General features: G+C 34.9%; 27 protein-coding genes. 16 read left to right on the top strand and 11 right to left on the bottom strand.

Translation table 11 applies throughout. From position 1 onward, the window contains the following. Positions 1–6 precede the first annotated feature (6 nt). The 4 genes from BHU68_RS03190 to BHU68_RS03175 all read left to right on the top strand — a co-directional run bounded on the left by BHU68_RS03190 (position 7) and on the right by BHU68_RS03175 (position 3,600). Positions 7–1,236, top strand: coding sequence for an amidohydrolase family protein (locus tag BHU68_RS03190; protein WP_069471906.1), 1,230 nt, complete (start codon positions 7–9; stop codon positions 1,234–1,236). A 68-nt stretch (positions 1,237–1,304) separates the two neighbouring features. Continuing rightward, positions 1,305–2,210 carry a selenium metabolism-associated LysR family transcriptional regulator gene (locus BHU68_RS03185; protein WP_069471905.1) on the top strand — a complete coding sequence of 302 codons (906 nt, stop codon included), beginning with the start codon at positions 1,305–1,307 and terminating at the stop codon, positions 2,208–2,210. Further along, the gene (locus BHU68_RS03180) at positions 2,210–2,548 is read left to right on the top strand and encodes a DUF2281 domain-containing protein (RefSeq protein WP_069471904.1); all 339 of its coding nucleotides are present in this window, start codon (positions 2,210–2,212) and stop codon (positions 2,546–2,548) included. The genes BHU68_RS03185 and BHU68_RS03180 overlap by 1 nt, the downstream gene beginning before the upstream one ends. Next, on the top strand, positions 2,545–3,600 hold the full coding sequence (locus tag BHU68_RS03175) for an AI-2E family transporter (RefSeq protein WP_069471903.1): 1,056 nt from the start codon (positions 2,545–2,547) through the stop codon (positions 3,598–3,600). Before BHU68_RS03180 ends, BHU68_RS03175 begins: the two co-directional genes overlap by 4 nt. A gap of 47 nt (positions 3,601–3,647) precedes the next feature. Here the strand turns inward: BHU68_RS03175 and BHU68_RS03170 are convergent, their stop codons facing one another. Both BHU68_RS03170 and BHU68_RS03165 read right to left on the bottom strand, forming a co-directional pair. Next, the gene (locus BHU68_RS03170) at positions 3,648–3,935 is read right to left on the bottom strand and encodes a hypothetical protein (protein ID WP_069471902.1); all 288 of its coding nucleotides are present in this window, start codon (positions 3,933–3,935) and stop codon (positions 3,648–3,650) included. Continuing rightward, positions 3,928–4,140: a hypothetical protein gene (locus BHU68_RS03165; RefSeq protein WP_069471901.1), complete on the bottom strand. Its 213-nt coding sequence runs from the start codon at positions 4,138–4,140 to the stop codon at positions 3,928–3,930. The genes BHU68_RS03170 and BHU68_RS03165 overlap by 8 nt, the downstream gene beginning before the upstream one ends. 311 nt (positions 4,141–4,451) lie before the next feature. On the opposite strand from BHU68_RS03165, the gene BHU68_RS03160 reads away from it, so the two are divergent. Then, positions 4,452–5,654 carry a WSC domain-containing protein gene (locus tag BHU68_RS03160; protein WP_083235005.1) on the top strand — a complete coding sequence of 401 codons (1,203 nt, stop codon included), beginning with the start codon at positions 4,452–4,454 and terminating at the stop codon, positions 5,652–5,654. Between the two features lie 129 nt (positions 5,655–5,783). Here BHU68_RS03160 and BHU68_RS03155 read toward each other — a convergent pair whose 3' ends face one another. From BHU68_RS03155 to pgaC, 4 genes are all read right to left on the bottom strand, one after another. After that, positions 5,784–6,233, bottom strand: coding sequence for a PD-(D/E)XK nuclease domain-containing protein (locus BHU68_RS03155; protein ID WP_069471899.1), 450 nt, complete (start codon positions 6,231–6,233; stop codon positions 5,784–5,786). A gap of 759 nt (positions 6,234–6,992) precedes the next feature. Continuing rightward, the gene (locus tag BHU68_RS18235) at positions 6,993–7,103 is read right to left on the bottom strand and encodes an AAA family ATPase (protein ID WP_445082185.1); all 111 of its coding nucleotides are present in this window, start codon (positions 7,101–7,103) and stop codon (positions 6,993–6,995) included. 109 nt (positions 7,104–7,212) lie between these two features. Beyond that, positions 7,213–7,638 carry a poly-beta-1,6-N-acetyl-D-glucosamine biosynthesis protein PgaD gene (gene pgaD, locus BHU68_RS03150; RefSeq protein WP_069471898.1) on the bottom strand — a complete coding sequence of 142 codons (426 nt, stop codon included), beginning with the start codon at positions 7,636–7,638 and terminating at the stop codon, positions 7,213–7,215. After that, the gene (gene pgaC / locus BHU68_RS03145; RefSeq protein ID WP_069472913.1) at positions 7,635–8,879 is read right to left on the bottom strand and encodes a poly-beta-1,6-N-acetyl-D-glucosamine synthase; all 1,245 of its coding nucleotides are present in this window, start codon (positions 8,877–8,879) and stop codon (positions 7,635–7,637) included. The genes pgaD and pgaC overlap by 4 nt, the downstream gene beginning before the upstream one ends. 450 nt (positions 8,880–9,329) lie before the next feature. Between pgaC and BHU68_RS03140 the strand changes: the two genes are divergently transcribed. The 4 genes from BHU68_RS03140 to BHU68_RS03125 all read left to right on the top strand — a co-directional run bounded on the left by BHU68_RS03140 (position 9,330) and on the right by BHU68_RS03125 (position 14,807). Beyond that, positions 9,330–10,277: a hypothetical protein gene (locus tag BHU68_RS03140; protein ID WP_069470483.1), complete on the top strand. Its 948-nt coding sequence runs from the start codon at positions 9,330–9,332 to the stop codon at positions 10,275–10,277. A 193-nt stretch (positions 10,278–10,470) separates the two neighbouring features. After that, entirely contained in the window at positions 10,471–11,913 is a 1,443-nt protein-coding gene (locus tag BHU68_RS03135) for an SdrD B-like domain-containing protein (RefSeq protein ID WP_069470484.1), read from the top strand. A gap of 119 nt (positions 11,914–12,032) precedes the next feature. Beyond that, a complete protein-coding gene (locus BHU68_RS03130) occupies positions 12,033–12,716 on the top strand; it encodes a hypothetical protein (RefSeq protein ID WP_069470485.1) in 684 nt (227 codons plus the stop codon). 447 nt (positions 12,717–13,163) lie between these two features. Continuing rightward, positions 13,164–14,807: a hypothetical protein gene (locus BHU68_RS03125; RefSeq protein WP_069470486.1), complete on the top strand. Its 1,644-nt coding sequence runs from the start codon at positions 13,164–13,166 to the stop codon at positions 14,805–14,807. Between the two features lie 440 nt (positions 14,808–15,247). Here BHU68_RS03125 and queE read toward each other — a convergent pair whose 3' ends face one another. From queE to BHU68_RS03100, 5 genes are read right to left on the bottom strand one after another with little or no spacing between them, the layout of a single operon-like run. Then, positions 15,248–15,868, bottom strand: a complete 621-nt coding sequence (queE, locus tag BHU68_RS03120; RefSeq protein ID WP_069470586.1) for a 7-carboxy-7-deazaguanine synthase — start codon at positions 15,866–15,868, stop codon at positions 15,248–15,250. Between the two features lie 22 nt (positions 15,869–15,890). Continuing rightward, a complete protein-coding gene (locus BHU68_RS03115; RefSeq protein ID WP_069470487.1) occupies positions 15,891–17,141 on the bottom strand; it encodes a glutamate-5-semialdehyde dehydrogenase in 1,251 nt (416 codons plus the stop codon). Beyond that, complete coding sequence (locus tag BHU68_RS03110) at positions 17,138–17,830, bottom strand: hypothetical protein (protein WP_069470488.1); 693 nt, start codon at positions 17,828–17,830, stop codon at positions 17,138–17,140. The genes BHU68_RS03115 and BHU68_RS03110 overlap by 4 nt, the downstream gene beginning before the upstream one ends. After that, a complete protein-coding gene (locus BHU68_RS03105) occupies positions 17,827–18,234 on the bottom strand; it encodes a bacteriohemerythrin (RefSeq protein ID WP_069470489.1) in 408 nt (135 codons plus the stop codon). Before BHU68_RS03105 ends, BHU68_RS03110 begins: the two co-directional genes overlap by 4 nt. A gap of 14 nt (positions 18,235–18,248) precedes the next feature. Beyond that, a complete protein-coding gene (locus tag BHU68_RS03100; RefSeq protein WP_069470490.1) occupies positions 18,249–19,520 on the bottom strand; it encodes an RICIN domain-containing protein in 1,272 nt (423 codons plus the stop codon). A 193-nt stretch (positions 19,521–19,713) separates the two neighbouring features. On the opposite strand from BHU68_RS03100, the gene tkt reads away from it, so the two are divergent. The 7 genes from tkt to BHU68_RS03075 all read left to right on the top strand — a co-directional run bounded on the left by tkt (position 19,714) and on the right by BHU68_RS03075 (position 26,030). Next, positions 19,714–21,705: a transketolase gene (tkt, locus tag BHU68_RS03095; RefSeq protein WP_069470491.1), complete on the top strand. Its 1,992-nt coding sequence runs from the start codon at positions 19,714–19,716 to the stop codon at positions 21,703–21,705. Between the two features lie 22 nt (positions 21,706–21,727). After that, the gene (gene gap / locus BHU68_RS03090) at positions 21,728–22,741 is read left to right on the top strand and encodes a type I glyceraldehyde-3-phosphate dehydrogenase (protein WP_069470492.1); all 1,014 of its coding nucleotides are present in this window, start codon (positions 21,728–21,730) and stop codon (positions 22,739–22,741) included. Between the two features lie 352 nt (positions 22,742–23,093). Next, positions 23,094–23,234 carry a hypothetical protein gene (locus tag BHU68_RS17095; RefSeq protein ID WP_171899581.1) on the top strand — a complete coding sequence of 47 codons (141 nt, stop codon included), beginning with the start codon at positions 23,094–23,096 and terminating at the stop codon, positions 23,232–23,234. Between the two features lie 10 nt (positions 23,235–23,244). Then, positions 23,245–23,391: a hypothetical protein gene (locus BHU68_RS17090; protein WP_171899580.1), complete on the top strand. Its 147-nt coding sequence runs from the start codon at positions 23,245–23,247 to the stop codon at positions 23,389–23,391. Between the two features lie 20 nt (positions 23,392–23,411). After that, positions 23,412–23,843 carry a caspase family protein gene (locus BHU68_RS03085; protein ID WP_069470493.1) on the top strand — a complete coding sequence of 144 codons (432 nt, stop codon included), beginning with the start codon at positions 23,412–23,414 and terminating at the stop codon, positions 23,841–23,843. A 442-nt stretch (positions 23,844–24,285) separates the two neighbouring features. Next, the gene (locus BHU68_RS03080; protein WP_069470494.1) at positions 24,286–24,510 is read left to right on the top strand and encodes a hypothetical protein; all 225 of its coding nucleotides are present in this window, start codon (positions 24,286–24,288) and stop codon (positions 24,508–24,510) included. 206 nt (positions 24,511–24,716) lie between these two features. Beyond that, positions 24,717–26,030, top strand: coding sequence for a caspase family protein (locus tag BHU68_RS03075; RefSeq protein WP_069470495.1), 1,314 nt, complete (start codon positions 24,717–24,719; stop codon positions 26,028–26,030). Positions 26,031–26,051: the final 21 nt, after the last annotated feature.

The raw sequence follows: 26,051 nt of genomic DNA, 5'->3' as shown, positions 1-26,051 counted from the left end.
ATATAAATGAAACGCCGTAATTTCCTTAGTTTATTAGGAGTATTAGGAGTAGGAGGTCTTTCTGCATTTGGTTTTCAAAAACTACAAAAGTCTAAATATTGGCCTAATGATAATCAATTTTTTAATCCTTGTTTAGATAGTAAATTACCAGAAAGCTTAGAAAAACATGAAGTTATTTTATCAGCATTGGAAGGAATTGATAGTACCCACATGTGGGATGGGCATGTTCATTTAATCGGTTTAGGTGATACTGATAGTGGAATTTTTGTGAATCCTAATTATCAGGATGTGTTCGAGTTAAAAAAATATATTCAATTTCGTTTTTATCTAAATGCTTCGTGTGTAGAACCGGGTATCTCTGTAGATGAAGCTTTTGTGAATCGTTTAAAAACCTTAAAATGGGGACGAGGATCACGTGTGATTTTACTCGCATTTGACTATAGTTATGATGAACAAGGTGAACGTTTGCTAGATCAAACTGCTTTTCATACACCTAATAGTTATGCTGCACAGATTCATAAAGAGTCACCACAACATTTTGAATGGCTAGCCTCAATTCATCCTTATCGTAAAGATAGTCTTGAAGCTTTACAACAAGCAGTGTTTGATGGCGCATTAGGAGTAAAATGGTTGCCACAAGCTATGAATATTAATCCAGATTCAGCATTATGTGATCCATTTTATGAAGCAATGGTACATTGGAATATTCCTTTGTTATGTCATTGCGGTGATGAAGAAGCTGTTGATGGAGCTAATATTGAAGCTTATGCTTATGGTAATCCATTATTGGTACGACGCGCTTTAGATCACGGAGTTAAAGTAATAATTGCTCATTGCGCCTCATTGGGTAAAAATAATTTTGAGTTATTTACTCAACTAATGGAAGAACCGCGTTATGAAGGTTTATTGTTTGGTGATATTTCTGCTATGTCACAAGTTAATCGTGATGATATGTTAGCGCTTAAAACTGTTATTAGTCGTAAAGAGTGGCATTCACGTTTATTATATGGTTCTGATTACCCATTACCCGGTATAATACCCTTAATTTCATTAAAAGATTTACAAGCACAAGAACTTCTGACAGCAGAACAAGTAAAAGTATTAGCACAATTGCGTCAACATAACCCTTTATTATTTAATTTTGTGCTAAATCGTCATTTAAAAGTCGAAAATCAAAAATTGAGTCCAATTGTATTTCATACACGCTCATTTTGGACACTGGGTACAAGATTATGAGGATTTATAAGTCATAAATATGTTATGATAAATGGTTTTATAAAACGAATTGAAGGATTAAAATAATTATGGCAGATCGTCGTCTTCAGGTGTTTCATACCGTGGCTCGTTTATTAAGTTTTACCAAAGCTGCTGAAGCATTACACATGACTCAACCGGCAGTGACGTTTCAAATTCGTCAATTAGAAGAACATTTTAATACACGTTTATTTGATCGCACCCATAACCGTATTACCTTGACTGAAGTTGGTAAGCGAGTTTATGAATATGCTCAGAATATTTTTCAGTTATATGGAGAAATGGAAAACACCGTTAAAGAAATGACTGGTGATGTTGATGGAATTTTGATGATTGGTGCTAGCACCATGATTGCAGAATATCTATTACCAGTCTTATTGGGTGATTTTAAAGCTAAATATCCAGATGTAAATATTCGTTTAAAAGTTGCTAATAGCGATGAAATAGTCTCAATGGTAGAAAATAATATTATTGACTTAGGTATGGTTGAATCACCTGTTAATAATAAAAATTTAGTTGTGAATCTTTGTCGTATGGATCAACTAGTTGCTATAGTTCCACCGGGGCATAAGTTAGCAAGTCGTGAGAAAGTTTCTGCGAAAGATTTAATTAGTTATCCCTATATTTCCCGAGAAGAAGGCTCAGGTACTCGTGAAGTAATTGGTGAATATATTGCTCAAGCTGGTTTATCTGCTGACAATTTAGATATTGTAATGGAATTAGGTAGTCCAGAAGCAATCAAGGGTGCAGTAGCGGCTGGTATGGGAATATCAATTTTGTCACATGCAGCAATTCAAAAAGATATAGAATTAGGAACTTTAAAAGAATTGAAGCTGAGTCCGATACTAGAACGTCCTCTGTCTTTTGTTCATCAAAAACAAAAATTTCGTTTACGTGCGATAGAAGAGTTATTAAAATTTTCTACTAATCATTGCGAAAAAAATTCTAAGGCTTAATGGCATCATTAGAAGCACAGCGGCGGCTAGAAAATATTTTTAAACAATTACCGCCGCAACATAAAGAAACTATATTGAGTTTTGCAGAGTTTTTGCTTGCACAAACAATTCCAGAATCTCCTGCAAAACCTCAAATTAAACCCCGTCCACCTAATGAATCAGTAATTGCTGCTATCAAGCGTCTATCTAAAAGTTATCCAATGCTGGATAAGGCAAAGATGCTTGATGAAACATCTAATTTAATGACTGAACATATGTTAAAAGGACGGGATTCAGTTGAAATCATTGATGAATTAGAAGCTGTTTTTTTACGACATTATAAAGAACAAACGACATGATTAAAGTAATAAAAGAATGGTTCCATCGCTATTTTTCTGATCCGCAAGCGGTATTGCTAGCTATCTTATTGATCGTTAGTTTTACTGTATTGATGACAATGAGTCAAATATTGGCTCCAGTGTTAGCAAGTATTGTAATTGCTTATTTATTAGATGGTTTAATTAAAAATTTAAAGCATTGGCATTTTCCAAATTTTTTAGCAATGTTCTTAGTTTATAGTGGCTTTATAACAATATTGCTATTTTTTATGGTGGTATTATTACCATTATTATCATATCAATTAACACAATTAATTAAAGAACTGCCTACAATGGTTGTAGAGGGACATAAATTATTAAAAGATCTGCCAGAAAAATATGAGTTTATTTCTGCTGATCAGGTTAATGGTATTATAGAATCAATACGTGAGCGCGTGAATCAATTAGGCAAACAGGTATTATCTTATTCTTTATCGTCAATTCCAACTTTAATTGCTTTAGTTATATATGCGATTTTAGTTCCTTTGTTAGTCTTTTTTTTCTTAAAAGATAAAGATAAAATTATAGATTGGTTGGTAGCTTTCTTGCCTAATGAACATACTGTTGCTGCACAAGTTTGGACTGAAATGAACAGTCAGATGGGTAATTATGTGCGTGGTAAGGTATATGAAATATTTTTAGTTGGTATTGCGGCATACTTATTATTTGCATATTTAGATATGAATTATGCCTCTTTATTAGCAGTGCTAGTAGGTTTATCAGTTATAATTCCCTATATTGGAGCTGTAGTAGTAACATTTCCTGTTATGATAGTAGCTTATGTTCAATGGGGAGTTGATCCATATTTTTTCTGGGCAGTAGGTGCCTATTTGGTTCTACAAGCACTTGATGGTAATGTTTTAGTACCTCTACTATTTTCAGAAGCCGTAAATTTACATCCTGTAGCAATTATGGTATCAATTTTAGTATTCGGTAATTTGTGGGGAGTATGGGGAGTATTTTTTGCCATACCTTTGGCCACATTAGTTAAAGCATTGTTAGCAGCATGGCCTCGTGCGGCTATTGAAGAATAAGCAAGTAGATCATCAACCTAACACTTTAAGGTTGATGATTTGACTCACTATTCACCAACAATTTCCCAAGAAATGAGTATCCAACACAAGGCACGAGGTTCGTAATGGAGTTGCCAATAACCAATACGTTGTAAGGCTACTTTACGAAAGCCAACTTGAAGCTTTCCTAGTATGCTGGAACGATTGCGAATGCGTGGATTACCAGATCCTGCTCCTACCGAAAGATATTCACAGGATGATGCTAAAGTAGCCATGCACAATCCCATAGCTTTACCTTGGTTAGTAGCTAAGTGGATTACACGTAATTTGTCATATTGTTTTACTAATTCATCCAATATTTATAGTTTCTCGTGCATTATCACCCTCATTATGACAAGGTATTAGAATAGAAACTGGGGGGTATTGAGATAATGTAGGTAATTCTGTAGTGCATTTTCGCTCCCAGTAAAAGTAATAATATATAGCACCAAGCATCCAGACATATGCCATAAATAAAGGATAATAGAAAGTAAAGTTAAATAAAAAAGAGAAAACTTCCATAATTAATATATTATCCAGTTATTTAATATGTTTTTTAAAAAAGTTCATTCAGTCTATTTTGAGATTCTCAAATAGTTTATCAAGAAGTAATAAAACTGTAATTTATGGGGAATATGGTATTTTTTGCTATTTAGAAACACTAATTAAAATAATTACAATCTTAATATATTGTTTTTTTAAATGTATTTATGTATTAATAATGTCAGTTAATAAAATTTATTATTATTTATAAATTTATGCTGTAGAATTGAATTGGTGACTCTATTTAAACAACAAAAAGTATTTAATTACAATTAATAATTATATTATTTATGAAGATAGTAAAAAAAATGACTAATCCGTCAACATTAATCATGACAGGTGTATTAACAGCATTTTCGCCTATAGCTAATAGTGCTGATGTGTCTGTGGAAAATTGCCAAAGTAAAAAAATTGCACAAGCTTACACTCGCACTGGTGCTGGTGAAAGCTTAGTTGCTCCATTTACATCTCCATCTACTTCAACAACGAAGTCTTATAGTGGCTTAGTTGAAGTGATAGTTTCTGGAACTGGATATAGTTATGGAATGACAGTTAATGATGCTTTTTTTGGTGTTAAAACTGCTAAACTTCTTGATCCACAATATTATCAGTTAAACCTTGGTTGGAATGGTGCTCCACTTAAACCATATGTAGGTGAATCACGCAATATTGCAAACTTCATTAAGTTTGTGGATGGTATAGGAAAAGCAAATCTTCCAACTTATAATTCCAATAATCGTTATCATTTTGTGATTGAAGTTCCTAAAGATGCTGGTAAGTTATCTTTCGGCGTGTCAGATGGTGGATTTGATGAAAATGATGGTCAATATAATATTGAAATCTATCCTATTAACAATCAGCTTGTTTGTAACTCTGAAAATAATAAACCCGATTCAGAAGCAGTTGCTAAAGCACTCGGTTGTTTTAAAGACAGTGGTTCTACAATAAATGATCGTGATTTAAATGGAGTCCAGTGGATTGATAATTCTCAAATGACAACTGAAAAGTGCATAGAACACTGTAAACTTCTGGGATATGCCTATGCTGGGACTCAGTATAGTAGCTACTGTCATTGTGGGAATAGTTATGGCAAATATGGGACTGCCAGTAATTGCAATATGCCTTGTAAGGGTAATCCAAGCCAAAAATGCGGTGACTCTTGGACAAATAGTGTTTACAAGATTGCAAATCCTAACCCCAATGCAAAACAAGTTTTTATAAATAATGAAGCTATTATCAAATATGGTGATCATATAGTAGTTAGCTATAAAAATAAATTAAACCGCAACTCGAAGGACTGGATTGGTATATACAAAAAGGGTGTTAATAATCATAAGCAGTATATTGATTTTCAATATTCTGGTAATATCTCCGGTAGATTAACGTTTAATTTAGCCAAGCTTGGTATTGGAGAATATGAGTTGCGTATGTTTGCAAAGAATGGGTATTCTACTACTAAGGCTTTTAGTAGTTTCAAAGTAGTTGCTCCATAATAGCCGATTATAGTAATAAATCTAGGCATTGTGTAGAATAATTTTTTATAAAACATTTAAAAAATTATACTGTGACATATAATTTTATGTTACCTCAAATTTAGGTCACACTCTGTTTCATAATTGCGATTATGAAACACCAACAATTTCCCAAACCAATCTATCAAACCCCACCGCCACAACACTAATCAATTTCAATTTCAATTCATCACCATATTTTTTCTGCAAACTAGCATTATAGCTAAGCAATTGCTTTTTAGCATCAGCAGCATTTTTCTTAACAAGAGCCAAATCATTTAATTTATCAACACTCATATCTTTAAGCTCTTCGCCGCTTAGATTCACTTCTGATAAACTTATATATTTGAATTCTAAAATAAAATCAAAAATTGGAAACTTACGTCGCTCTGGGCGAATAATCATACTCAAATCTACATAGCGTCGCCCGGTTGAAAATTCTGAATCCATTACATAAAGAACGTCATTAAATAAAATGGTTAAAAATGCTGTTTTTATAGTTAATTCATTGGCGAGCTTATAATCACGATTGTCAAAAACCTTGAAATAATGCGGTTCCATAAAATCGCAGATTGCTTGCAAATCAGCAGTTTGAAAAAATTATTGAGCAAGTTTACCTGTTTGTTCACGTTCTGATTTTGTCAAGTGCATTTCAAATAGCCGCTCAACATAAAGCTTACGTGCTACTAAATTAGGGATTATAAAGAAATTCCTGAGCAGTTTCGTTAAAACAATAACCATTATAAAAGCTTTTGATTAGATGTAAGGCATCTTGTTCTTTTTGTTTAGAGGCTTAAAAGTGATTTAATTTCAGATTCTCTAAATCCGCATAAATCATTAAATTCTGATCTTAAATAAATATCTTTTGCAACATTATAAGAACTGGTAATATCAGTCATTAAAACTGGAGAAACACCAGTAATAAAAACTCGCTCTAAACCTTGCCCGCTAGTAGCTGATTTTCTGTTTGCCCATCATTACTTCATTGGCAATATTCGTCAATAAATAGAGTTTGTAAGAAGTTTTTTGTATTGCAGTTAATAATGATTGCCATGAAGCTAAAGCATCTTTAGGATTGATATTAATTTACAAAAATAAGTACAACGAATTACGTGGATAAACTAATAAAGTTTAATTTAAATAATTTGTTTATCCACGTAATTCGCTGTACTTAATATTATGTAAATATGCATTAAGATTTATACATACCGACATACCAAATAATTTATCAAAATCATCAGCTTTGGCTACGTCGTAGTAATTTTATAGCATTGATAATAGCAGACTTTTACCAAAGCGACGAGGGGGTAAAAAAAGTAATTAATCCCCTGCTTCTTCAATTAGTCTAATGTGATGACTACGATCTACATAAAAATAATTTTCTGTGACTATTCGATAATAATTACTTATGCCATATGGAAATTTGATCATGTTTGTTCTCGGATTTTCTAATAATTGAAATATATTATAGTACAACTAATTTACAATTTCCCAAACCAATCGATCAAATCCCACTGCCACTACACTTGTTTCATAATTGCTATGAAACATCAACTTGGTGGATACAGCCTTTATCATCTAAATGGATTATCATCCGTTGTGCCATTTGTAATGTCCCCAATGTCTGTATTGTAACACCAAAATCATTAGCAATGTTTTGATGATTCGCTGTTAGAGTTTGTTGATTATTCTGATATTGGTATTTGAAATGAGTATAAAGCAACCAAAAAGCCATCAGAATTCCAATTATTAAAATAATTACAATATATTCATTAAAGATGCTGGTAAAATTTATAAACAATACTTTATTGTAAACAAACCATATCATGCCTCCCCACAATATTAAATTCAATATTGGTCGCCAGAAATAAAACCAGCTTATCCAACCGATTAAAACTAATGTACTATCTTGATAGTGTTGTTTCAGTATTTGCAAATTAGGTGTTTCAATTATAATTGAATTCATATTTTCTTACCTCTATCTGGACTAACCCATGTGGCTCGTTTACCACGTTTCGTTAAAAAAGTTTTAGGTGTAGCAATTACACAGGTTGCTACATTTACTAACCAATAAGCAATTGGATACCAAATCATCCAATAATAGTATTTAGCTAAACCTTTTTCATAGCGTCCATCAATAACTAAGCTAAGTAAAAACTGCAACAAACAAGTTACACCAAGTAACATACTGCTCCAACCTGAGATCAAAATGGGTTGATTTAAAGAATCTGACATATTTGATATTAATATATTTATTAATAAAATAATTACAGTCAAAACCATAGAATAAGCCCAAAATATACTGATAAGGTATTCCAAATATAAGGGCCACATGCGCCAGCTTTTTAATTCAAACAACCTATTGAAATATCGAATTAAAACCTCTGTACCACCCTGAGACCAACGTAGGCGTTGATTCCATAGTCCTTTTAAAGTCTCAGGCATGAGTATCCAACACAAGGCACGAGGTTCGTAATGGAGTTCCCAATGATCTAATTGTAGTCGCCAACTAACATCAATATCTTCAGTTATCATATCCAAACTCCAATAACCAATACGTTGTAAAGCTACTTTACGAAAGCCAACAATAGCTCCTGACACTGTAAATATTCTCCCATAAAATCTTTGTGCCCGTTTTATCAGTCCTATAATAGAGGAAAATTCGCCAACTTGAAGCTTTCCTAGTATGCTGGAACGATTGCGAATGCGTGGATTACCAGTGACTGCTCCTACCGAAGGATTGTCCACAAAATGTTTCATCATCCAATGAGTTGCATGAGGATCTAATAAAGCATCACCATCAATACAAATCAGATATTCACAGGATGATGCTAAAGTAGCCATGCACAATCCCATAGCTTTACCTTGGTTAGTAGCTAAGTGGATTACACGTAATTTGTCATATTGTTTGACCAATTCATCCAATATTTCAGCGGTATTATCGGTACTACCATCGTTGATAGCAATCACCTCGAAATTTGGATATACTTGCTGTATGGCATAATGAATAGTTTCTCGTGCATTATCACCCTCATTATGACAAGGTATTAGAATAGAAACTGGGGGGTATTGAGATAATGTAGGTAATTCTGTAGTGCCTTTTCGCTCCCAGTAAAAGTAATAATATATAGCACCAAGCATCCAGACATATGCCATAAATAAAGGATAATAGAAAGTAAAGTTAAATAAAAAAGAGAAAACTTCCATAATTATTATAATTATTATATTATCCAGTTATTTAATATGTTTTTTAAAAAAGTTCATTCAGTCTATTTTGAGATTATCAAATAGTTTATCAAGAAGTAATAAAACTGTAATTTATGGGGAATATGGTATTTTTTGCTATTTAGAAACACTAATTAAAATAATTACAATCTTAATATATTGTTTTTTTAAGTTATATTCATGTATTAATAATGTCAGTTAATAAAAATTATTATTATTTATAAATTTATGCTGTATAATTGAATTGGTCACCCTATTTTAATAAAAAGTTTCATTTAAACAATTAATAATTATATTATTTATGAAGATAGTAAAAAAAATGACTAATCCGTCAACATTAATCATGACAGGTGTATTAACAGCATTTTCTCCTATAGCGAATAGTACTGTAGCTTAAATAGACACGCCAAAACTGTAAGAACACAAGATGGTGTGGTACTACGCTTAACTAAATTTAAAATAAGTAGCCCGGGTAATGGCGGTGCAGATGGTATCGTTTTTGTGGTACAACCCATCAGTTCAAATGTAGAATTTGACACATGGAACAATAGTCGCTCTTGGAACGATCCTAACGACAACCATGTCGGTATCAACATTAATGGCGGTTTTAATGGTCCTACGGTTGTAGTCAATCCCGCTTTTGAAAGAGGTCAAATTTGGCATGTGTGGATAGACTATGATGGTGGCAAGATGGAAGTACGTGCTAACACTACTGGCAAGCGTCCAGCCAAAGCTTTATTGGCGCGTTCGTTGAATCTCTCACAAATCATCGGTGCTGCTCCTAAAGCGTTTATAGGTTTTACATCTGCTACCGGTGCTGCTTTTGCAAATCATGACATTCTATCATGGACATATCGTGATAGATTTGAGCCAATTGGTGTCAAGCCTGATTGCAAAACCAAGAAAATTTCACAAGCCTACACTCGCACTGGCGCTGGTGAAAATCTAGTTGCTCCATTTACATCTCCATCTACTTCAACAACTAAATCTTATAGCGGCTTAGTTGAAGTGATAGTTTCTGGAACTGGATACAGTTATGGAACCACAGTTAATGATGTATTTTTTGGTGTTGAAACAGGTAAACCTCTTGATCCACAATATTATCAGTTAAACCTTGGTTGGAATGGCGTTCCACTTAGAGCCTACTTAGGTGAACCACGTAATATCGCAAACTTTATCAAATTTGTGGATGGTATGGGATTAGCTGCTCTTCCAGTCTATAACAACAAGCACAGTTACCATTTTGTGATGGAAGTTCCTAAAAATGCTGGTCGCCTATCCTTTGGCGTAGCAGATGGTGATTTTGCTGATAACGGTGGTCAATATAATATTGAAGTTTATCCTGTGAAGAGCAATTTGCCAGCATCATGCTCAAAATAGGAAATTAGTTAGTGATTGAATTCTTCTAAGTTTTCACATTGTTTTTTCAATCACACATCGAACCCGAGATTAGTAGTGTCTCGGGTGGGCTAGAATTGCACAGTTCTGTCAGTCAATAAGCCCACTGAAAGCAGAATCTATAGATTTTGCAACTACTATTATTATTCAATTAACATTAATTTAAGGTATTAATATGGTACGAATTTCTACCAAACTTATTGCAGGCATTCTGCCGATAGCTCTTGCTACTGGTGTTGTTAAGGCGAACACATCTTTGGAACAAATCTGGTATTCTGGTAATCAAAATAAAAAGTTCTTAATTGATTTCACTGATGAAAATCCTAAAATAACTTGCAAAACTCCAGTTGGTCAAAGCGCGAGTTATGGGGGCAGCGCCAACTTTACTGATCCAGATTCTGGCAAACTAATACTCTACACTGATGGAAATACAGTTTTCAATGGACAAACTAATCAAGCTTTAGAAAACGGAACTGTATTGGGTGGCACGACAAATCATTTGGGGATAGCAATGATTGTGCCAGCTATAGGCACCAATCCTGACTTGTTCTATGTTTTCACTAGCAACGGCAACATTGTATATTTCTCTGTTGCTGATTTGTCTATGGGATCTAACGGCACAGTTATCAGAAAAAAAGAGTTGCTAGCCAATAATACTGGTCATACACTTGGTGTAGTACCACATACCAATGGTACTGATTTATGGATACTTGTCTTTAACAAAGCTGATAAAATAGATGCTTACAAACTAAATAGTTCTGGGTTAGCCCGCTTACCAGTTACTTCCAACACTGGTTTTACTGGCAATATAGCTTCTGGTTCTATTGTTCATAGCCCTAATTATGATACACTTGCTTTGGGTTGGGGAAATAAACGTATTGCTACTGCTAAAATAGACCGTTCCACTGGTAAAATTTCTGATCTCAAAGAGATAATAACCGGCACAGTTGGATATGCAACAGCTTTTTCTCCAGACGGTAGCAAATTGTATTATACTGATGGTATTAATGGATATAATGGCAAAGCATGGCAATTCGATCTAAAAGATAAAATCAAGACCCAGTTGAGTTTAACTGCTGGTTTTGGTGGTCCAAAGTTAGCCCATAATGGTAAAATTTACTGGACAAGATACAATCATAAGGCACTAAGTGTAGTTAATAATCCCAACAAAGTCGGTACTGGGGTCAACTTTGCTCTTGATTCTATAGTTATAAACGGTTGTTCAGGTTCTTATAATCTTCCAAACCAAACCACTTCTCCTACCAGCTTTATGGGACAACAAACTATTGCAGGTGGTCATAAGGTAGTAGTTAAGCTTGGTGATAGTATTGGAAATATCAATTTTGGTAATACTTTAATCAAGTTAGCTGAAATTTGGGGTACTAAGTGGAATGACTTAGATAGCGATGGTTTACGCGATAAGGATGAAGCTGGAATAGCCGGCGTGACTATTTATCTGGATGTTAATGAGAATGGTAAACTCGACAAAGGTGAACCAAGTCAAGTTACTGATAAAAACGGTAAATACAAATTCTCCAATTTGGAAGCTGGCACATATGTGGTACGCGAAATCGTTCCTCAAGGCTACAGACAAACCTTTCCCGGTCCTCGTAACTAATATATAGTTTTTCTAAATATTTTGGCCTAAAGACCTGTCAGGTTTTTAAAACCTGACAGGTCTGATAGTTTTGTTTTTATCATCACTCCTGCTAAAATCATTCAATTTTAGGTATTCACATGGTACAAAGAGAAATATGGCACTACAGTAAGGTAGCAGTTCTTACAAGCCTTCTGCCGATAACTATTATCAGCAACATTGCTCAGGCAGACACTGCCTTGAATTCAAGTGCTGGTGGTTATAAAATAGTCGTGAAGCTTGGTGATAGTATTGGAAATATAGATTTTGGTAACACTTTCATAAAAGTGCCAAATCCCTGCAAAACGAAGCAAATTTCACAAGCCTACACTCGCGCTGGTGCTGGTGAAAATCTAGTTGCTCCATTTACTTCTCCATCTACTTCCACTACTAAATCTTATAGTGGCTTAGTTGAAATAGTAGTTTCTGGAACTGGATACAGTTATGGAACCACAGTTAATGATGTATTTTTTGGTGTTAAAACAGGTAAAGTTCTTGATCCACAATATTATCAGTTAAACCTTGGTTGGAATGGTGCTCCACTTGAAGCCTACTTAGGTGAACCACGTAACATTGCAAACTTCATCAAGTTTGTGGATGGTATGGGATTAGCTGCTCTTCCAGCCTATAACAATAAGCACAGTTACCATTTTGTAATGGAAGTTCCTAAAAATGCTGGTCGTTTATCCTTTGGCGTAGCAGATGGTGATTTTGCTGATAATGGTGGTCAATATAATATTAAAGTTTATCCTGTGAAGAGCAATTTGCCAGCATCATGCATTTAAATGCAAAGTGTGATTTAAAGATCACACTACCTCGTTTTACCAAAGCCTCATTATATTATTTCCAATTTCTTACTTTATAACGTTGTTTCTTGCTCATAACTAAATCATTCGTTTGATATATCATTGATTTTATATTTATGCAACAACGCCTTTTTGTTTATTAGAGTTGTCCGGAAATAAATTTTCACTGAATAAAAACAATTATTTAAACAAACCTATAAAATACTTATTTCCGGACAACTCTATTAAATAAAGTGACTTCATTCAGTCTATTTTGAGATTATCAAATAGTTTATCAAGTAACAATAAAATTGGTCATTTGTGGGGAATATGAGATATTTTTGCAATTTATTAAAATTAGTAATGGTTATTATTAATAATTAATAGTATTAATTATTAATTTATGTTGTAGAATTGGAGTTTCTTTTCTTGGAAATTGTTTAAATAATGTCAAAAAAAATAATCATTGGTTTAGTGTCTTTTGGTTTAGCTGCGGTGAGTACCGTTAATGCTCAAAATGTGAATTATGGTGTAACTGATATCCAATTAAGAGCTTCAAGCTCTGCAACACCCCCAAGTGGGCCAAATGGTTACACACGTGTTGGTTACTGGGATGTCGATGGTGGCGGTTCAAAGGGAACCAATGGCAGTACTGGACACTATATGATGGCTTTGTATCTCAAAAAGGGCAACTTAACTGGGGCTTCTACTTGTGTAACAGATGTCCAATTAAGAGCTTCAAGTTCATCAACACCTCCAAATGGCCCCGCTGGTTATAAGCAGATTGGTTATTGGGATGTCGATGGTGGCGGTTCTCATGGTACTAATGGTAGTACTGGACACTATATGATGGCTATGTATGCTAATACAGCCAAAATTGGTTCAGGTACAAAAAATTGTGTGACAGATGTTCAATTAACCGCATCAAACACAGGAACTCCTCGTCCTGGACCAAACGGTTATAAACCTATTGGTGACTGGGATGTTGGTGCTGGCGGTTCTAAGGGTACAGATGGCAGTACTGGGCACTGGAAAATGACTACTTATATGAAAAGTGCTGCTGTGTATGTGGAAAATTGCAACACTAAGAATATTTCACAAGCCTACACTCGTACTGGTACTGGTGAAAGCTTAGTAGCTCCATTTACATCTCCATCTACTTCTACAGCTAAATCTTATAGTGGCTTAGTTGAAGTGATAGTTTCTGGAACTGGATACAGTTATGGAATGACAGTTAATGATGCTTTTTTTGGTGTTAAAACTGGTAAACCTCTTGATCCACAATATTATCAATTAAATATAGGTTGGAATGGTGCTCCGCTTAAACCCTATGCAGGCGAACCACGCAATATTGCAAACTTTATCAAGTTTGTAGATGGTATAGGAAAAGCAAATCTTCCAACTTATAATTCCAATAATCGTTATCATTTTGTGATTGAAGTTCCTAAAGATGCTGGTAAGTTATCTTTCGGCGTGTCAGATGGTGGATTTGATGAAAATGCTGGTCAATATAATATTGCAATCTATTCTGTTAAAGAAACAAAAGCTGATAGTTGTAAGAATAATGAAATACAAAGTACTCCTCCTCTGAAGTGTGCAAATGCGGTGTTTTTGAAAAATCAAGAGACTAAGCGTTATGCATTCTCAACAGGAAAACCGGTGAATAATAAAGAAGGAGGTTGGCTAAAAAGTCCTAATATTGTAGGAGCAGATGCCAATTATTATAACCGAGCACGCTGGTGTATGACTACATATAGAAATATCTACCAGTTCCAAAACAAAGAAACTAAACGCTACTTATTTTCAACAGGGAGCAAGCATACTGGGTCTGACGGAAATGAGGGTGGTTGGCTTAAGAGTCCTACTATTGTAGGAGCAGATGCCAATTATTATAACCGAGCACAGTGGACACTTATTAAAAGAGGAGATGCCTATATGTTGAAAAACCTCAAGACAAATAGATATCTGTTTTCAACAGGGAAGAAACATACTGGTGCTGACGGAAATGAGGGTGGTTGGCTCAAAAGTCCCGAGCTTGTAGGAGCGGATGCCAATTATTATAATCGAGCACTATGGTATATAGTGAAGTAGCTTGTATAAGCTATATAGCGTCATACAACAAAACTTCATTGGTGTATGACGCTATGACTAACTATTCACCAACAATTTCCCAAACCAAGCGATCAAACCCCACAGCCACAACACTAATCAATTTCAATTTTAATTTATCAACATTCATATTTCTAAGTTCTTTCCCGCTTAGATTCACTTCTGATAAACTTATATATTGGCGAGCTTATAATCACGATTGTCAAAAACCTTGAAAAAATTATTGAGCAAGTTTACCTGTTTATTCACGTTCTGACTTTGTCAAGTGCATTTCAAATAGCCGCTCAACATAAAGCTTACGTGCTACTAAATTAGGGATTTTAAAAAAATTTTCCGTTACTATTCGATAATAATTACTTATGCTATATGGAAATTTGATAATGTTTGTTCTCGGGTTTTCTAATTATCATCGCCTCGTGCGGCTATTGAAGCCCAATGATTTTATGAGTTTGTAAACCTAAACGCCATTGTGGATGCTTTAAGCAATAATCTATGGCTAATTTGATATTATTGTCTAGTTCTGGTCCATCCAGAGCTTGCAAATAAAAATATTTAAAATCAAGGTGTTCAAAATTGGAAGGTGTATTTTCAATTTGAGGATAAACTAATTTTAATTCATCACCAGTTGTTATTTTTAATGTCATATTAGCCTTTGGGCTAACACAAATCCAATCAATTCCCTGTGGTGCCGCTAAGGTGCCATTGGTTTCAATAGCAATTTCAAATCCAGCTTCATGAAAAGCATTGATTAATGGAGTATCTAATTGCAATAAAGGTTCACCACCAGTACAAACTACAAATTTATGATCATTTTCTGTAGCAGCCCATGTATTAATGACTTTATCAACTAAAGCTTGAGGGGTTTTAAATTTTTCCCCACCAATAAAATCAGTGTCACAAAATTTACAATTAGCAATAGCGCGATCTTTTTCACGCCCACTCCATAAATTACAACCAGTAAAGCGACAAAAGACTGCCGCTCGCCCTGCATATCTGCCTTCACCTTGAAGGGTATAAAATATCTCTTTTACTGTATAACTCATATTAATAATATTAAAATTCAACTTATTGCCTAATATGCCCATCACCCAAGACAATATATTTCTGAGAAGTCAAGCCTTCCAATCCCACAGGACCACGGGCATGAAATTTGTCAGTACTAATACCAATTTCAGCACCTAAGCCATATTCAAAGCCATCAGCAAATCTAGTTGAAGCATTTACCATCACAGAACTTGAATCAATTTCTGTTAAGAAGCGTCGCGATTTACTCCAATTTTCTGTGATTATACTATCAGTATGTTGGGAACTATATTGATGTATATGTTCCATTGCTTCATCTATATCTGTCACTGTACGAATTGATAAGATTGGAGCTAAATATTCTGTTTGCCAATCCTCATCGGTAGCCGCTTTAATATTAGTTAATACTTCTTGTGTCGCAGCACATCCACGCAACTCAACACCTGCTGCTTGATATTTTTCCGCTAATTTAGGTAATACCTCATCAGCTACAGATTTAGCAACTAACAAAGTTTCCATAGTATTACAAGTACCATAGCGTTGAGTTTTAGAATTATAAGCTACATTAATTGCCTTATCAATATCTGCTTGATCATCAATATATACATGACAAACACCATCTAAATGCTTAATTACAGGAACACGCGCATCAGCACTGATACGTTCAATTAAACCCTTACCGCCTCGTGGAATGATAACATCCACATAAGCTGGCATCGCAATTAATTCACCAACAGCAGCTCTATCAGTAGTTTCAATAACTTGTACAGCAGTACGAGGTAAACCAGCGGCTTCTAAACCAGCATAAATACATTCAGCAATAGCTTGATTAGAATGAATAGCCTCTGAACCACCGCGTAAAATCGTAGCATTTCCAGATTTCAAACATAAACCAGCGGCATCAGCAGTAACATTAGGGCGCGATTCATAAATAATTCCCACTACCCCTAAAGCTACACGCATTTTTCCAACTTGAATGCCGCTGGGGCGATAGCTTAAATCAGTAATAGTACCAATTGGATCAGGCAACTGCACCATTTGGCGTAAACCTTCTACCATACTAGCAATGCGAGACTCATTTAAACTTAAACGATCCAATAAGGCACTATCCAAACCTTTAGCTTTTTCTAAATCTTTGGCATTCGCGATAAGTAATTGTTGTTGCTGTTGTTCCAATTGTTGCGCGATTGATTCTAAGGCTTTATTTTTAATACCAGTATCAGCACGAGCTAAAACTTTAGCGGCAGCACGAGCTTGTTTGCCGATACGCAACATATATTCCTGTACACTCATTGCTCAATCTTCTCTCTAAGCGCATCCCTATTTACCCACCAATCATCTTGAACCATCACATTTAATACCTGTGATAAACGCCCCAAGAAATCAGGTGGAGAATCAAGCTCCATTTTTTTCATCCATGCTTCAAAATCGGCTTGTTTTTCAACATTACTATGACGACGCGCTACTTTTGCCAATAATTGATTAGTGAAAAACAATAAATTTTCATTTTCAGAACGTAAATCTGCGATATAATGAGCAGTCACTGCCGCTACTGCTGCACCATCAGAATCAGCAGGCGTTTCCTCAACAATATGATCTAACATCACAGCTGTCAGTTCAGGATCAATAGGAAAAGTAACTGCCAACCATACGCCATTACCTAATGCAACTAAAGCATCTGATTGATTAGCATTATAAATAATATCAGCCGCTTGCACAGCCGCTTCCCAATCCTCAGCATCTGCAAAGATTTTAAAAACCTCATGCCCTAATTGCCAAGCTTCAACATCCTTTTCTAACTCTAAGCGAGTATAAGCTGAATCTAACAAAAGATTAGCGCGTTCCATAGAAGAATTAGCAGGTAATTGTGCCAACTTTTGCTCAATATCGGCTAATTTTGTTTCTAAGATTTCACTAGCAACTAGTGTATCTTCGCTATCTTCAGCACCTTGCACTGAAGGATTAAGATTAATATATTTCATACGTTTTTAGAAATTAAATAAGGAGAATATTCCATATCACTACCCAGTATATGTTCCACCAGCCATTCTGTTAAAAAACTCAAAACTGATAAATCTATTTCTACGCGATTTGCAGCAAAATCATCTCGCAATTTATATACCTGAGCTCGCAAATTATCATGTTGTTGTTTATGAGCTTCTTTATCTGAATAATTATGTTGTTCAAACCAGTTTTCTTCAGTTTTAAAATGATAGTCAGTATAATCAACTAATTCATTAACTATTTTCTCAATTACTGGTTTTGGATGTTGATCAACCATTAGTGCATCATATAATTTATTTATTATAGACATAAAATGCTTATGTTGATCATCAACTTTAGTGATATTAACACTATATTTATCATCCCATTCTATAAATGACATTATATTTATCCAATTTATTTTGAATTTACTTGATTTAAAATCCAGTATTGATTCTCATCATCATGTAATGTGTCTTCAATAATTTTATTATCTGACACCGTTAAGACTTTGCCACTATTTTTAGATTCAATCACAAAATGTTCATCATTTACAGGAACTAATTTCCATTTTTGATGATTTTCAGCGTTACATTGATATTGATTAATTTCAGCTTTATTATCTTTTGCTTTCGGTGAAGCGACTATACATTTTTTACTTTTAACCGAAAAAATATAACAATAACCTTGATCAGCACCACCTAATAACTGTAAACGCCATTGTTGATTTTGCCCACCGCGCCAAGTATCTTGCTTAATGGGCGTATTATTCTTTAATGAACCCTGCGGAATAAATAAAACTTTACCAGTTGCTACTGATTTAATACTGTAAATCAAATCTTCATCTATAATTTCTGGAGTCTCACTAAGTTTATTTAATTTTTCATTAGTTTCAGCAAGAGATTTTTTAAGTTCTTCTACTTTAGCTTCAGCTTGTTCTAATGATTGCTTAAATCCTTGAGCTTCTGTACGGCTATCATTAAGATTAGCTTCAGCAGCTTCTAATGATTGTTTAAATCCTTCAGCTTCTTTATGGCTATCATTAAGATTATTTTCTGTTTCAACTAATTTAGCTTCAGTTTCTTCTAAAGACTTCTTAAATCCTTCAGCTTCTGTGCGGCTATTATTAAGATTAGCTTCAGCTTCTTCTAATGATTTCTTAAATCCTTCAGCTTCTGTGCGGCTATTATTAAGATTAGCTTCAGCAGCTTCTAACGATTTCTTAAATCCTTCAGCTTCTTTATGGCTATTCTTCAGATTAGTTTCTGTTTGTGTCAGTTTTGCTTCAGTGTCGTTTAAGCTTTGTTTTAATCCAGCAGCTTCTGTATGTATATCATGAAGCTTAGTTTCTGCCTTTGTCAATTTTGCTTGAGTGTCGTTTAACGTTTGTTCAAATTTGGTATTTTGAGTTTGAACTTTAATTAATTTTTTTATTGTGCTAGCTAATTCAGCTTGATTGTCTTTAAGAGATTGTTCATTCTTTTTATTTTGTTGTTGTTCTTTTGTCAATTTATCTGAAGTTGCAGATAATTTAGCTTGATTATCTTTAAGGCTTTGTTCAACATCTCGATGTTTTTTTTGCACATCTTGGTATTTTACCGAAACCTCATTTAAATCCCGCTTAATTTTAACACTAAAAGCCCCTATTGCTAGTACTAATATACCAGCTACGATCTCAAATACACCCATGTTTTTTACTCCAAATAATTAATTAATTTTAATTCAATTTAAGCAATATAAGCAAAATTTGTTCTTACAAAAACATTTTAATCTCAACATCATTGAAAAAACATCATACAATAGTAAATTCATTATACATTACATAATCAAATGTATAATCAATATTTTTAATTATTATTATAGCTAGCCACAGGAGAAGTCAATGACTTCGAGAAGAAAACTCGCTAATGCTATTCGTGCCTTAAGCATGGATGCCGTACAAAAAGCCAATTCAGGGCATCCCGGTGCGCCAATGGGTATGGCTGATATTGCCGAAGTATTGTGGAACGATTACATGAACCACAATCCGGCTAATCCAAATTGGGCAAATCGTGACCGTTTTGTATTGTCTAATGGGCATGGCTCAATGCTGATTTATTCCTTATTGCATTTGACCGGTTATGACTTACCAATGGAAGAAATTAAAAACTTCCGTCAATTGCATTCTAAAACACCGGGACATCCAGAATATGGTTATGCCCCGGGCGTTGAAACTACCACTGGTCCTTTAGGACAAGGTATTACCAATGCTGTTGGTATGGCTATTGCCGAAAAGGTCTTAGCTGGACAATTTAATAAGCCAGATAATGAAATAATCGACCATAATACTTATGTATTCTTAGGCGATGGCTGCATGATGGAAGGTATTTCTCATGAAGCTTGTTCATTAGCAGGAACACATAAATTAGGTAAATTAACCGCGTTTTATGATGACAATGGTATTTCCATTGATGGTGAAGTCGAAGGCTGGTTTACAGATGATACCCCTAAGCGTTTTGAGGCTTATGGTTGGCATGTGATTTCAAAAGTTGATGGGCATGATGCTGATGCTGTCAAAAAAGCGATAGAAGAAGCTCGCGCTGTTAGCGACAAACCAACATTAATTTGTTGCCAAACCATTATTGGTTGGGGTTCACCAAATAAACAAGGCAAAGAAGATTGTCATGGTGCCGCTTTAGGTGATGACGAAATCGCTTTAGTTAGAGAAACTATTGGTTGGAAAGAAGCACCTTTTGAAATGCCTGATGAGGTTTATGAAGGTTGGGATGCTAAAGTAGCTGGTAGTCGTATAGAAGAAGAATGGAATGACAAATTTGCCGCTTATCAAACAGCATACCCAGAGCTTGGTGCTGAATTAAGTCGTCGCTTAAAAGGTGATTTACCAGCAGACTTCATAGAAAAAGCTGATGCCTTTATTGCTGATGTTGATGCTAAAGCAGAAAAAATAGCTTCACGTAAAGCTTCACAAAATACCCTTAATGGTTTTGGACCATTATTACCAGAATTTTTAGGTGGATCAGCAGATTTAGCCGGTTCAAACTTAACACTTTGGTCTGGTTGTAAGGGCATACAAGACAATGCCGATGGTAATTATATTTACTATGGTGTACGTGAATTTGCTATGTCCGCTATAATGAATGGTATTAGTCTGCATGGCGGTTTCATTCCTTATGGCGCAACATTCTTAATGTTTTCAGAATATGCTCGCAATGCTTTACGCATGGCAGCTTTAATGAAAATTCAAGGTATTTTTGTTTATACCCATGATTCCATAGGTTTAGGTGAAGATGGTCCAACTCATCAACCAGTTGAGCAAACAGCCACTTTACGTTTAATACCTAATATGTCTGTATGGAGACCATGTGACGCGGTTGAATCTGCTGTTGCTTGGAAAGTTGCGATTGCACGTAAGGATGGTCCTTGTAGTTTAATTTTCTCACGTCAAGGTTTAGCACCTCAAAATCGTAGCGCAGACCAAATAGCAGCCATTGAAAAAGGTGGTTATATCCTTTCTGACTGTGATGGTACTCCAGAAGCTATTATTATAGCTACCGGTTCAGAAGTTGAATTGGCTATGAATGCAGCTCAACAATTGACAGAAAAAGGCAAGAAAATTCGCGTAGTCTCCATGCCATCAACAAATATGTTTGATGCTCAAGACGATGCTTATCGTGAATCTGTATTACCTTCAAATGTAACTGCAAGAGTAGCAGTTGAAGCAGGTGTTACTGATGCTTGGTTCAAATATGTTGGTTTTCAAGGTAAAGTAATTGGATTGGATCGCTTTGGTGAATCTGCACCAGCAGGTGATTTATTCAAATTGTTTAACTTTACCGTTGAAAATGTTGTAAGTTCAGTAGAATCAATAATTTAAATTACATAAAAAGGAAAAATTAATGGCAATTAAAGTCGCAATTAACGGTTATGGGCGTATTGGTCGCAATATTTTACGTGCGATATATGAAGCTGGGCGTACAGATGAAATTCAAGTCGTCGCTATTAATGATTTAGGTGATGTCAACACTAATGTTCACTTAACCAAGTATGATACTGTACATGGACGTTTTAATGCTGAAGTGTCAATGGAAGGTGATTACATGGTTGTTAATGGCGATAAAATTCGCGTATTAGCAGAACGTGATCCAACTAAACTTCCTTGGGGTGAATTAGGTGTTGATGTAGTACATGAATGCACAGGTTTCTTTGCTAGCAAAGAAAAAGCTAGTGCGCATTTCGCCGGTGGTGCTAAAAAAGTTATTATTTCAGCACCGGGTGGTAATGATGTTGATGCTACTATTGTTTATGGTGTTAATCATGGTGTACTTAAATCTAGTGATACTGTTATTTCTAACGCATCTTGCACCACCAACTGCTTAGCACCAATGATTAAACCATTACATGACAAAATTGGTGTTAAGCATGGTTTAATGACAACTATTCATTCTTATACTAATGACCAAGTGTTGACTGATGTATATCATCCAGACTTACGTCGCGCTCGTTCAGCAACCCAATCAATGATTCCAACTAAAACTGGTGCTGCTGCCGCTGTAGGTTTAGTATTACCAGAATTAAATGGTAAATTAGATGGTTTTGCTATGCGCGTTCCAACAATCAATGTATCAGTAGTTGATTTATGCTTCGTAGCCGCTCGCGACACTAGCAAAGAAGAAATTGATAGCATATTGAAAGAAGCCTCTGAAGGTGATTTAAAAGGCGTGTTAGCATACAATGACGAACCATTAGTATCTGTTGATTTCAATCATACAACAGTATCATCAACCTATGATGCTAGTTTAACTAAAGTCACAGGTGGTACATTAGTAAAAGTACTATCTTGGTATGATAATGAATGGGGTTTCTCTAACAGAATGTTAGACACCACAGTAGCTTTAATGAACGCTAAATAATTTAGTCTCCCTTCTTTAATTTCCACGCGCTCCGCGTGGAAACCCCCCCCCACAAATTTATAAGCCCTGAAGGGGCGAAATAATGAGGCATTTATATATATATGTCATATATGTCGCCCCTTCAGGGCTTGGTTGGGATAATATATATCATCCTAGTTTCGAGGCAAATGTTTTTTTTCAAAAAACTTTTGCCTCGAAAGTTGCCCTAGGCTATATTATTTCGCCCCTTCAGGGCTTAGATCAAATACTTAACTAATGTCTGAACGAAAACCATCTAAGATGAAGGTCTCTCCTATCGTCGAGAGTTTAATGATAAATTATCGCTTAAACGCGCTGATTTTTAAGAAACTATTTGAAAACTGAAGCTGTAACAATTGATATTTCCACAACTGGTAGAGGAGAAAAAGCACCATTACTGTTAGAAAATTCTGACAATTACACACAAGAAGAAATTGATGAACTTAATCGACGAGTGGAAATTATTACTCAATAGGAGAAATGTAATGAAAATAAATAGACTATTTCTTGGTATTACATTGATATTCATACTATCTAGTTGTAACCAATTAAAAGATAGCATAAGTAATCATTTCAGCACCGATATAAACACTCAAGAAATGCAACGTTATGCGCTAATTATTGGCAATTAAAGCGGGCAAAAGGCATCGGTTTGTTTTATTACGCAGGTCATGGCATACAAGCAGAGGGAGAAAATTATCTAATTCCTACCAAAACTCGTATTCCAACACAACAAAAACTTAAAGATAGGGCGATGTCAGCCAATTATGTGCTTGATAATATGAAGTTCGCTCGAAATGCTCTTAATATTATTGTATTAGATGCTTGTAGAGACAATCCTCTTCCTGTCAAAAGTGAAACTAGAAGTATAAGACCTAAATTAGTAGCAAAAAATGGTTTAGCAGAAATGGATAATCCGGCAGGCTCAATTCTGATTTATTCTACAGCTCCAGGCAAACAGGCTTATGATGGTCATGGAAGCAATGGTGTATTTACCAAACACCTATTGAATGGCATAAAGGAACATGGTCATTTATCAATTCAAGACATGTTGATATTAGTGCGACCAAATGTAAAACAATAAATTTTAAAAATTAATAATTTCAACATGTAATGTGAAATAACACCTCATTATATCGTAAATTATGTTTTTCACCGTCAGGTTGTAGAAATCCGCAAATCGAAAAAGCTGAAAGACGGGCACAAGAGGCAGAAAGACAAGCATCACAAAGAGATTATGATTTTATTACAGCACCAATTGCTTTTTAATTTCTGAGGAAAAATAAACTATGAAAAAACAATTTACATTACAATAACAAGCCTGATTTGTATCGGGTTAGGAAACTCTGCTATTGCAGATGAAAGTTCTTTATTAAGTTCCCTTTCTAAGTCTCATTTTAAGAAGGATTTTTCTGCTTCGGTTGGTGTAAAGGCGTGGCACACTGAGTTTGATGGATTTGTGGATAAAAAATAACTTGTATTGATACCCAGTTTAAACTTGAGCTCCCTTAAGAGGTAAATTTGGCATGTATGGAAACTTTTCTTTTGGGTGGTTGAAGGATGATAGTAGTGATGTTGAATATAAGTTAGGAGAGTTAGGACTAATATATTCTTCTAAGTTAGATTATATTAATGTATTTGAAGCTGCTTCTATCCATTTGGGATATCGGTTCCAAGCGTTAGGCTATGAAAATAGCAATTATAATAATACAATAAATGGTTTGGTTTTTGGTGTGAATCTTCACTTCTAACCACAACAGACCTGACAGGTTTTAAAAACCTGTCAGGTCTAATCCATGATTTCAATTCACATCACTACTTTCAATCTTAAAAACTACAGAGATTGCATATAAGCAGGGATTATATAGGTATATATATTAGTTTTATCCCTGCTTATATGCAATCCCTGTAGTTATACAGTTCCATTTATCAAATAACAATATTAACTACAACTCTTATGACAATCAAAAACATATCTACTAGCATATTCTTATTTTTCATACTTAATATTCCCACCAACGCTCAAGATCGTGCATTATTAATCGGCATTGATAAATACCAAAATGCTAGCAACTTAGTTGGCAGTAAGCAAGATGCCAAAGATATGCAACAATTTATTAAATCTGTATGGGGCTATAAAAATCATCAAATTCGCATCTTAACCGATGCTCAAGCTACTCGTCAAGCCATTTTAAATGCCTTTGATAATTGGCTAATCAAAGGTAGTAGCCGTGGTGATAAAATATTATTTTATTTCAGTGGGCATGGTTCTCATACTAATGATAGAAATGGCGACGAAAGCGATGGTTATGATGAATTCTTATTGCCTGTCGATTTTCCACGTATGATTATTGATGATGAAATTAACGCTCGTTTGCAACACTTAAAAGGGCGACAAGTGATGATAGTTATTGATGCTTGTCATTCTGGCACCATAACACGCAGCATTGCCAATCCAACTATCAAAGTTCCCGTTTTTAGTCGCCTACCCAAATTAACACGCGGTTTATATGTTGAACGGGATGGTTTTATTGCTACGCAGCAAAATATAATTGCTTATAGTGCCGTAGCTCCTAACCAAGTGGCTTTAGTAGATGTAGAAAAGCCCTATCGTGGAGTATTTACTTCTCGCTTTATTGAAGGCATTAAAAACAAACGCGCTGATAATAATAAAGATGGCAAAGTTACTCATGCTGAATTATTAGATTATATACGCCGAGAATCACAAGCCTATTGTGATAGAAAACCGTGGCAATGCCGACTTGGAAAACTCAGCCCACAACTAGAAGCCAAACCAGAAATGCTAGCGGCGGATATTAGCACTTGGAAAGTTTCAAGAGATAATAATCAGGCTAATCTACAAATAAGCGTCTTACCAAATAGCCGCCTTAAAATTGGCAAAAGCATGAAAATAAGAATACGTAGCAATAAAAACGGCTATTTATTACTATTTGAAATCAATAGTAAAGGTGACTTAATGCGCCTATTTCCCAAACAAAACAAGCGACGTTATATAAAAGCAAGATCAACAATAACAATTCCAGACCGATTTTATGGCTTTAAATTCATTACCGGAGAACCGATAGGCAAAGGATCATTAATAGCCATCTTGATAGAAGATAACATATCAAAATATCAAAACCTAATTCCCAAAGCATTTACACAAATACCAGCCAAACAAGCAACAGCAACATTACAAAAATTAACTCAACAATTAAATCGCTCAGCGCGTTGGTCATTAAGCACTATTGAGTATGAAATTGTGCGTTAAAAATAACAATTTCTATAATTT

Source organism: Candidatus Marithrix sp. Canyon 246 (genome assembly GCF_001723685.1).
In the GTDB taxonomy this organism is placed as follows: Bacteria; Pseudomonadota; Gammaproteobacteria; order Beggiatoales; family Beggiatoaceae; genus Marithrix.
Note: the sequence above shows the minus strand (reverse complement) of the source record. Positions and strands in the feature narration are given on the sequence as shown.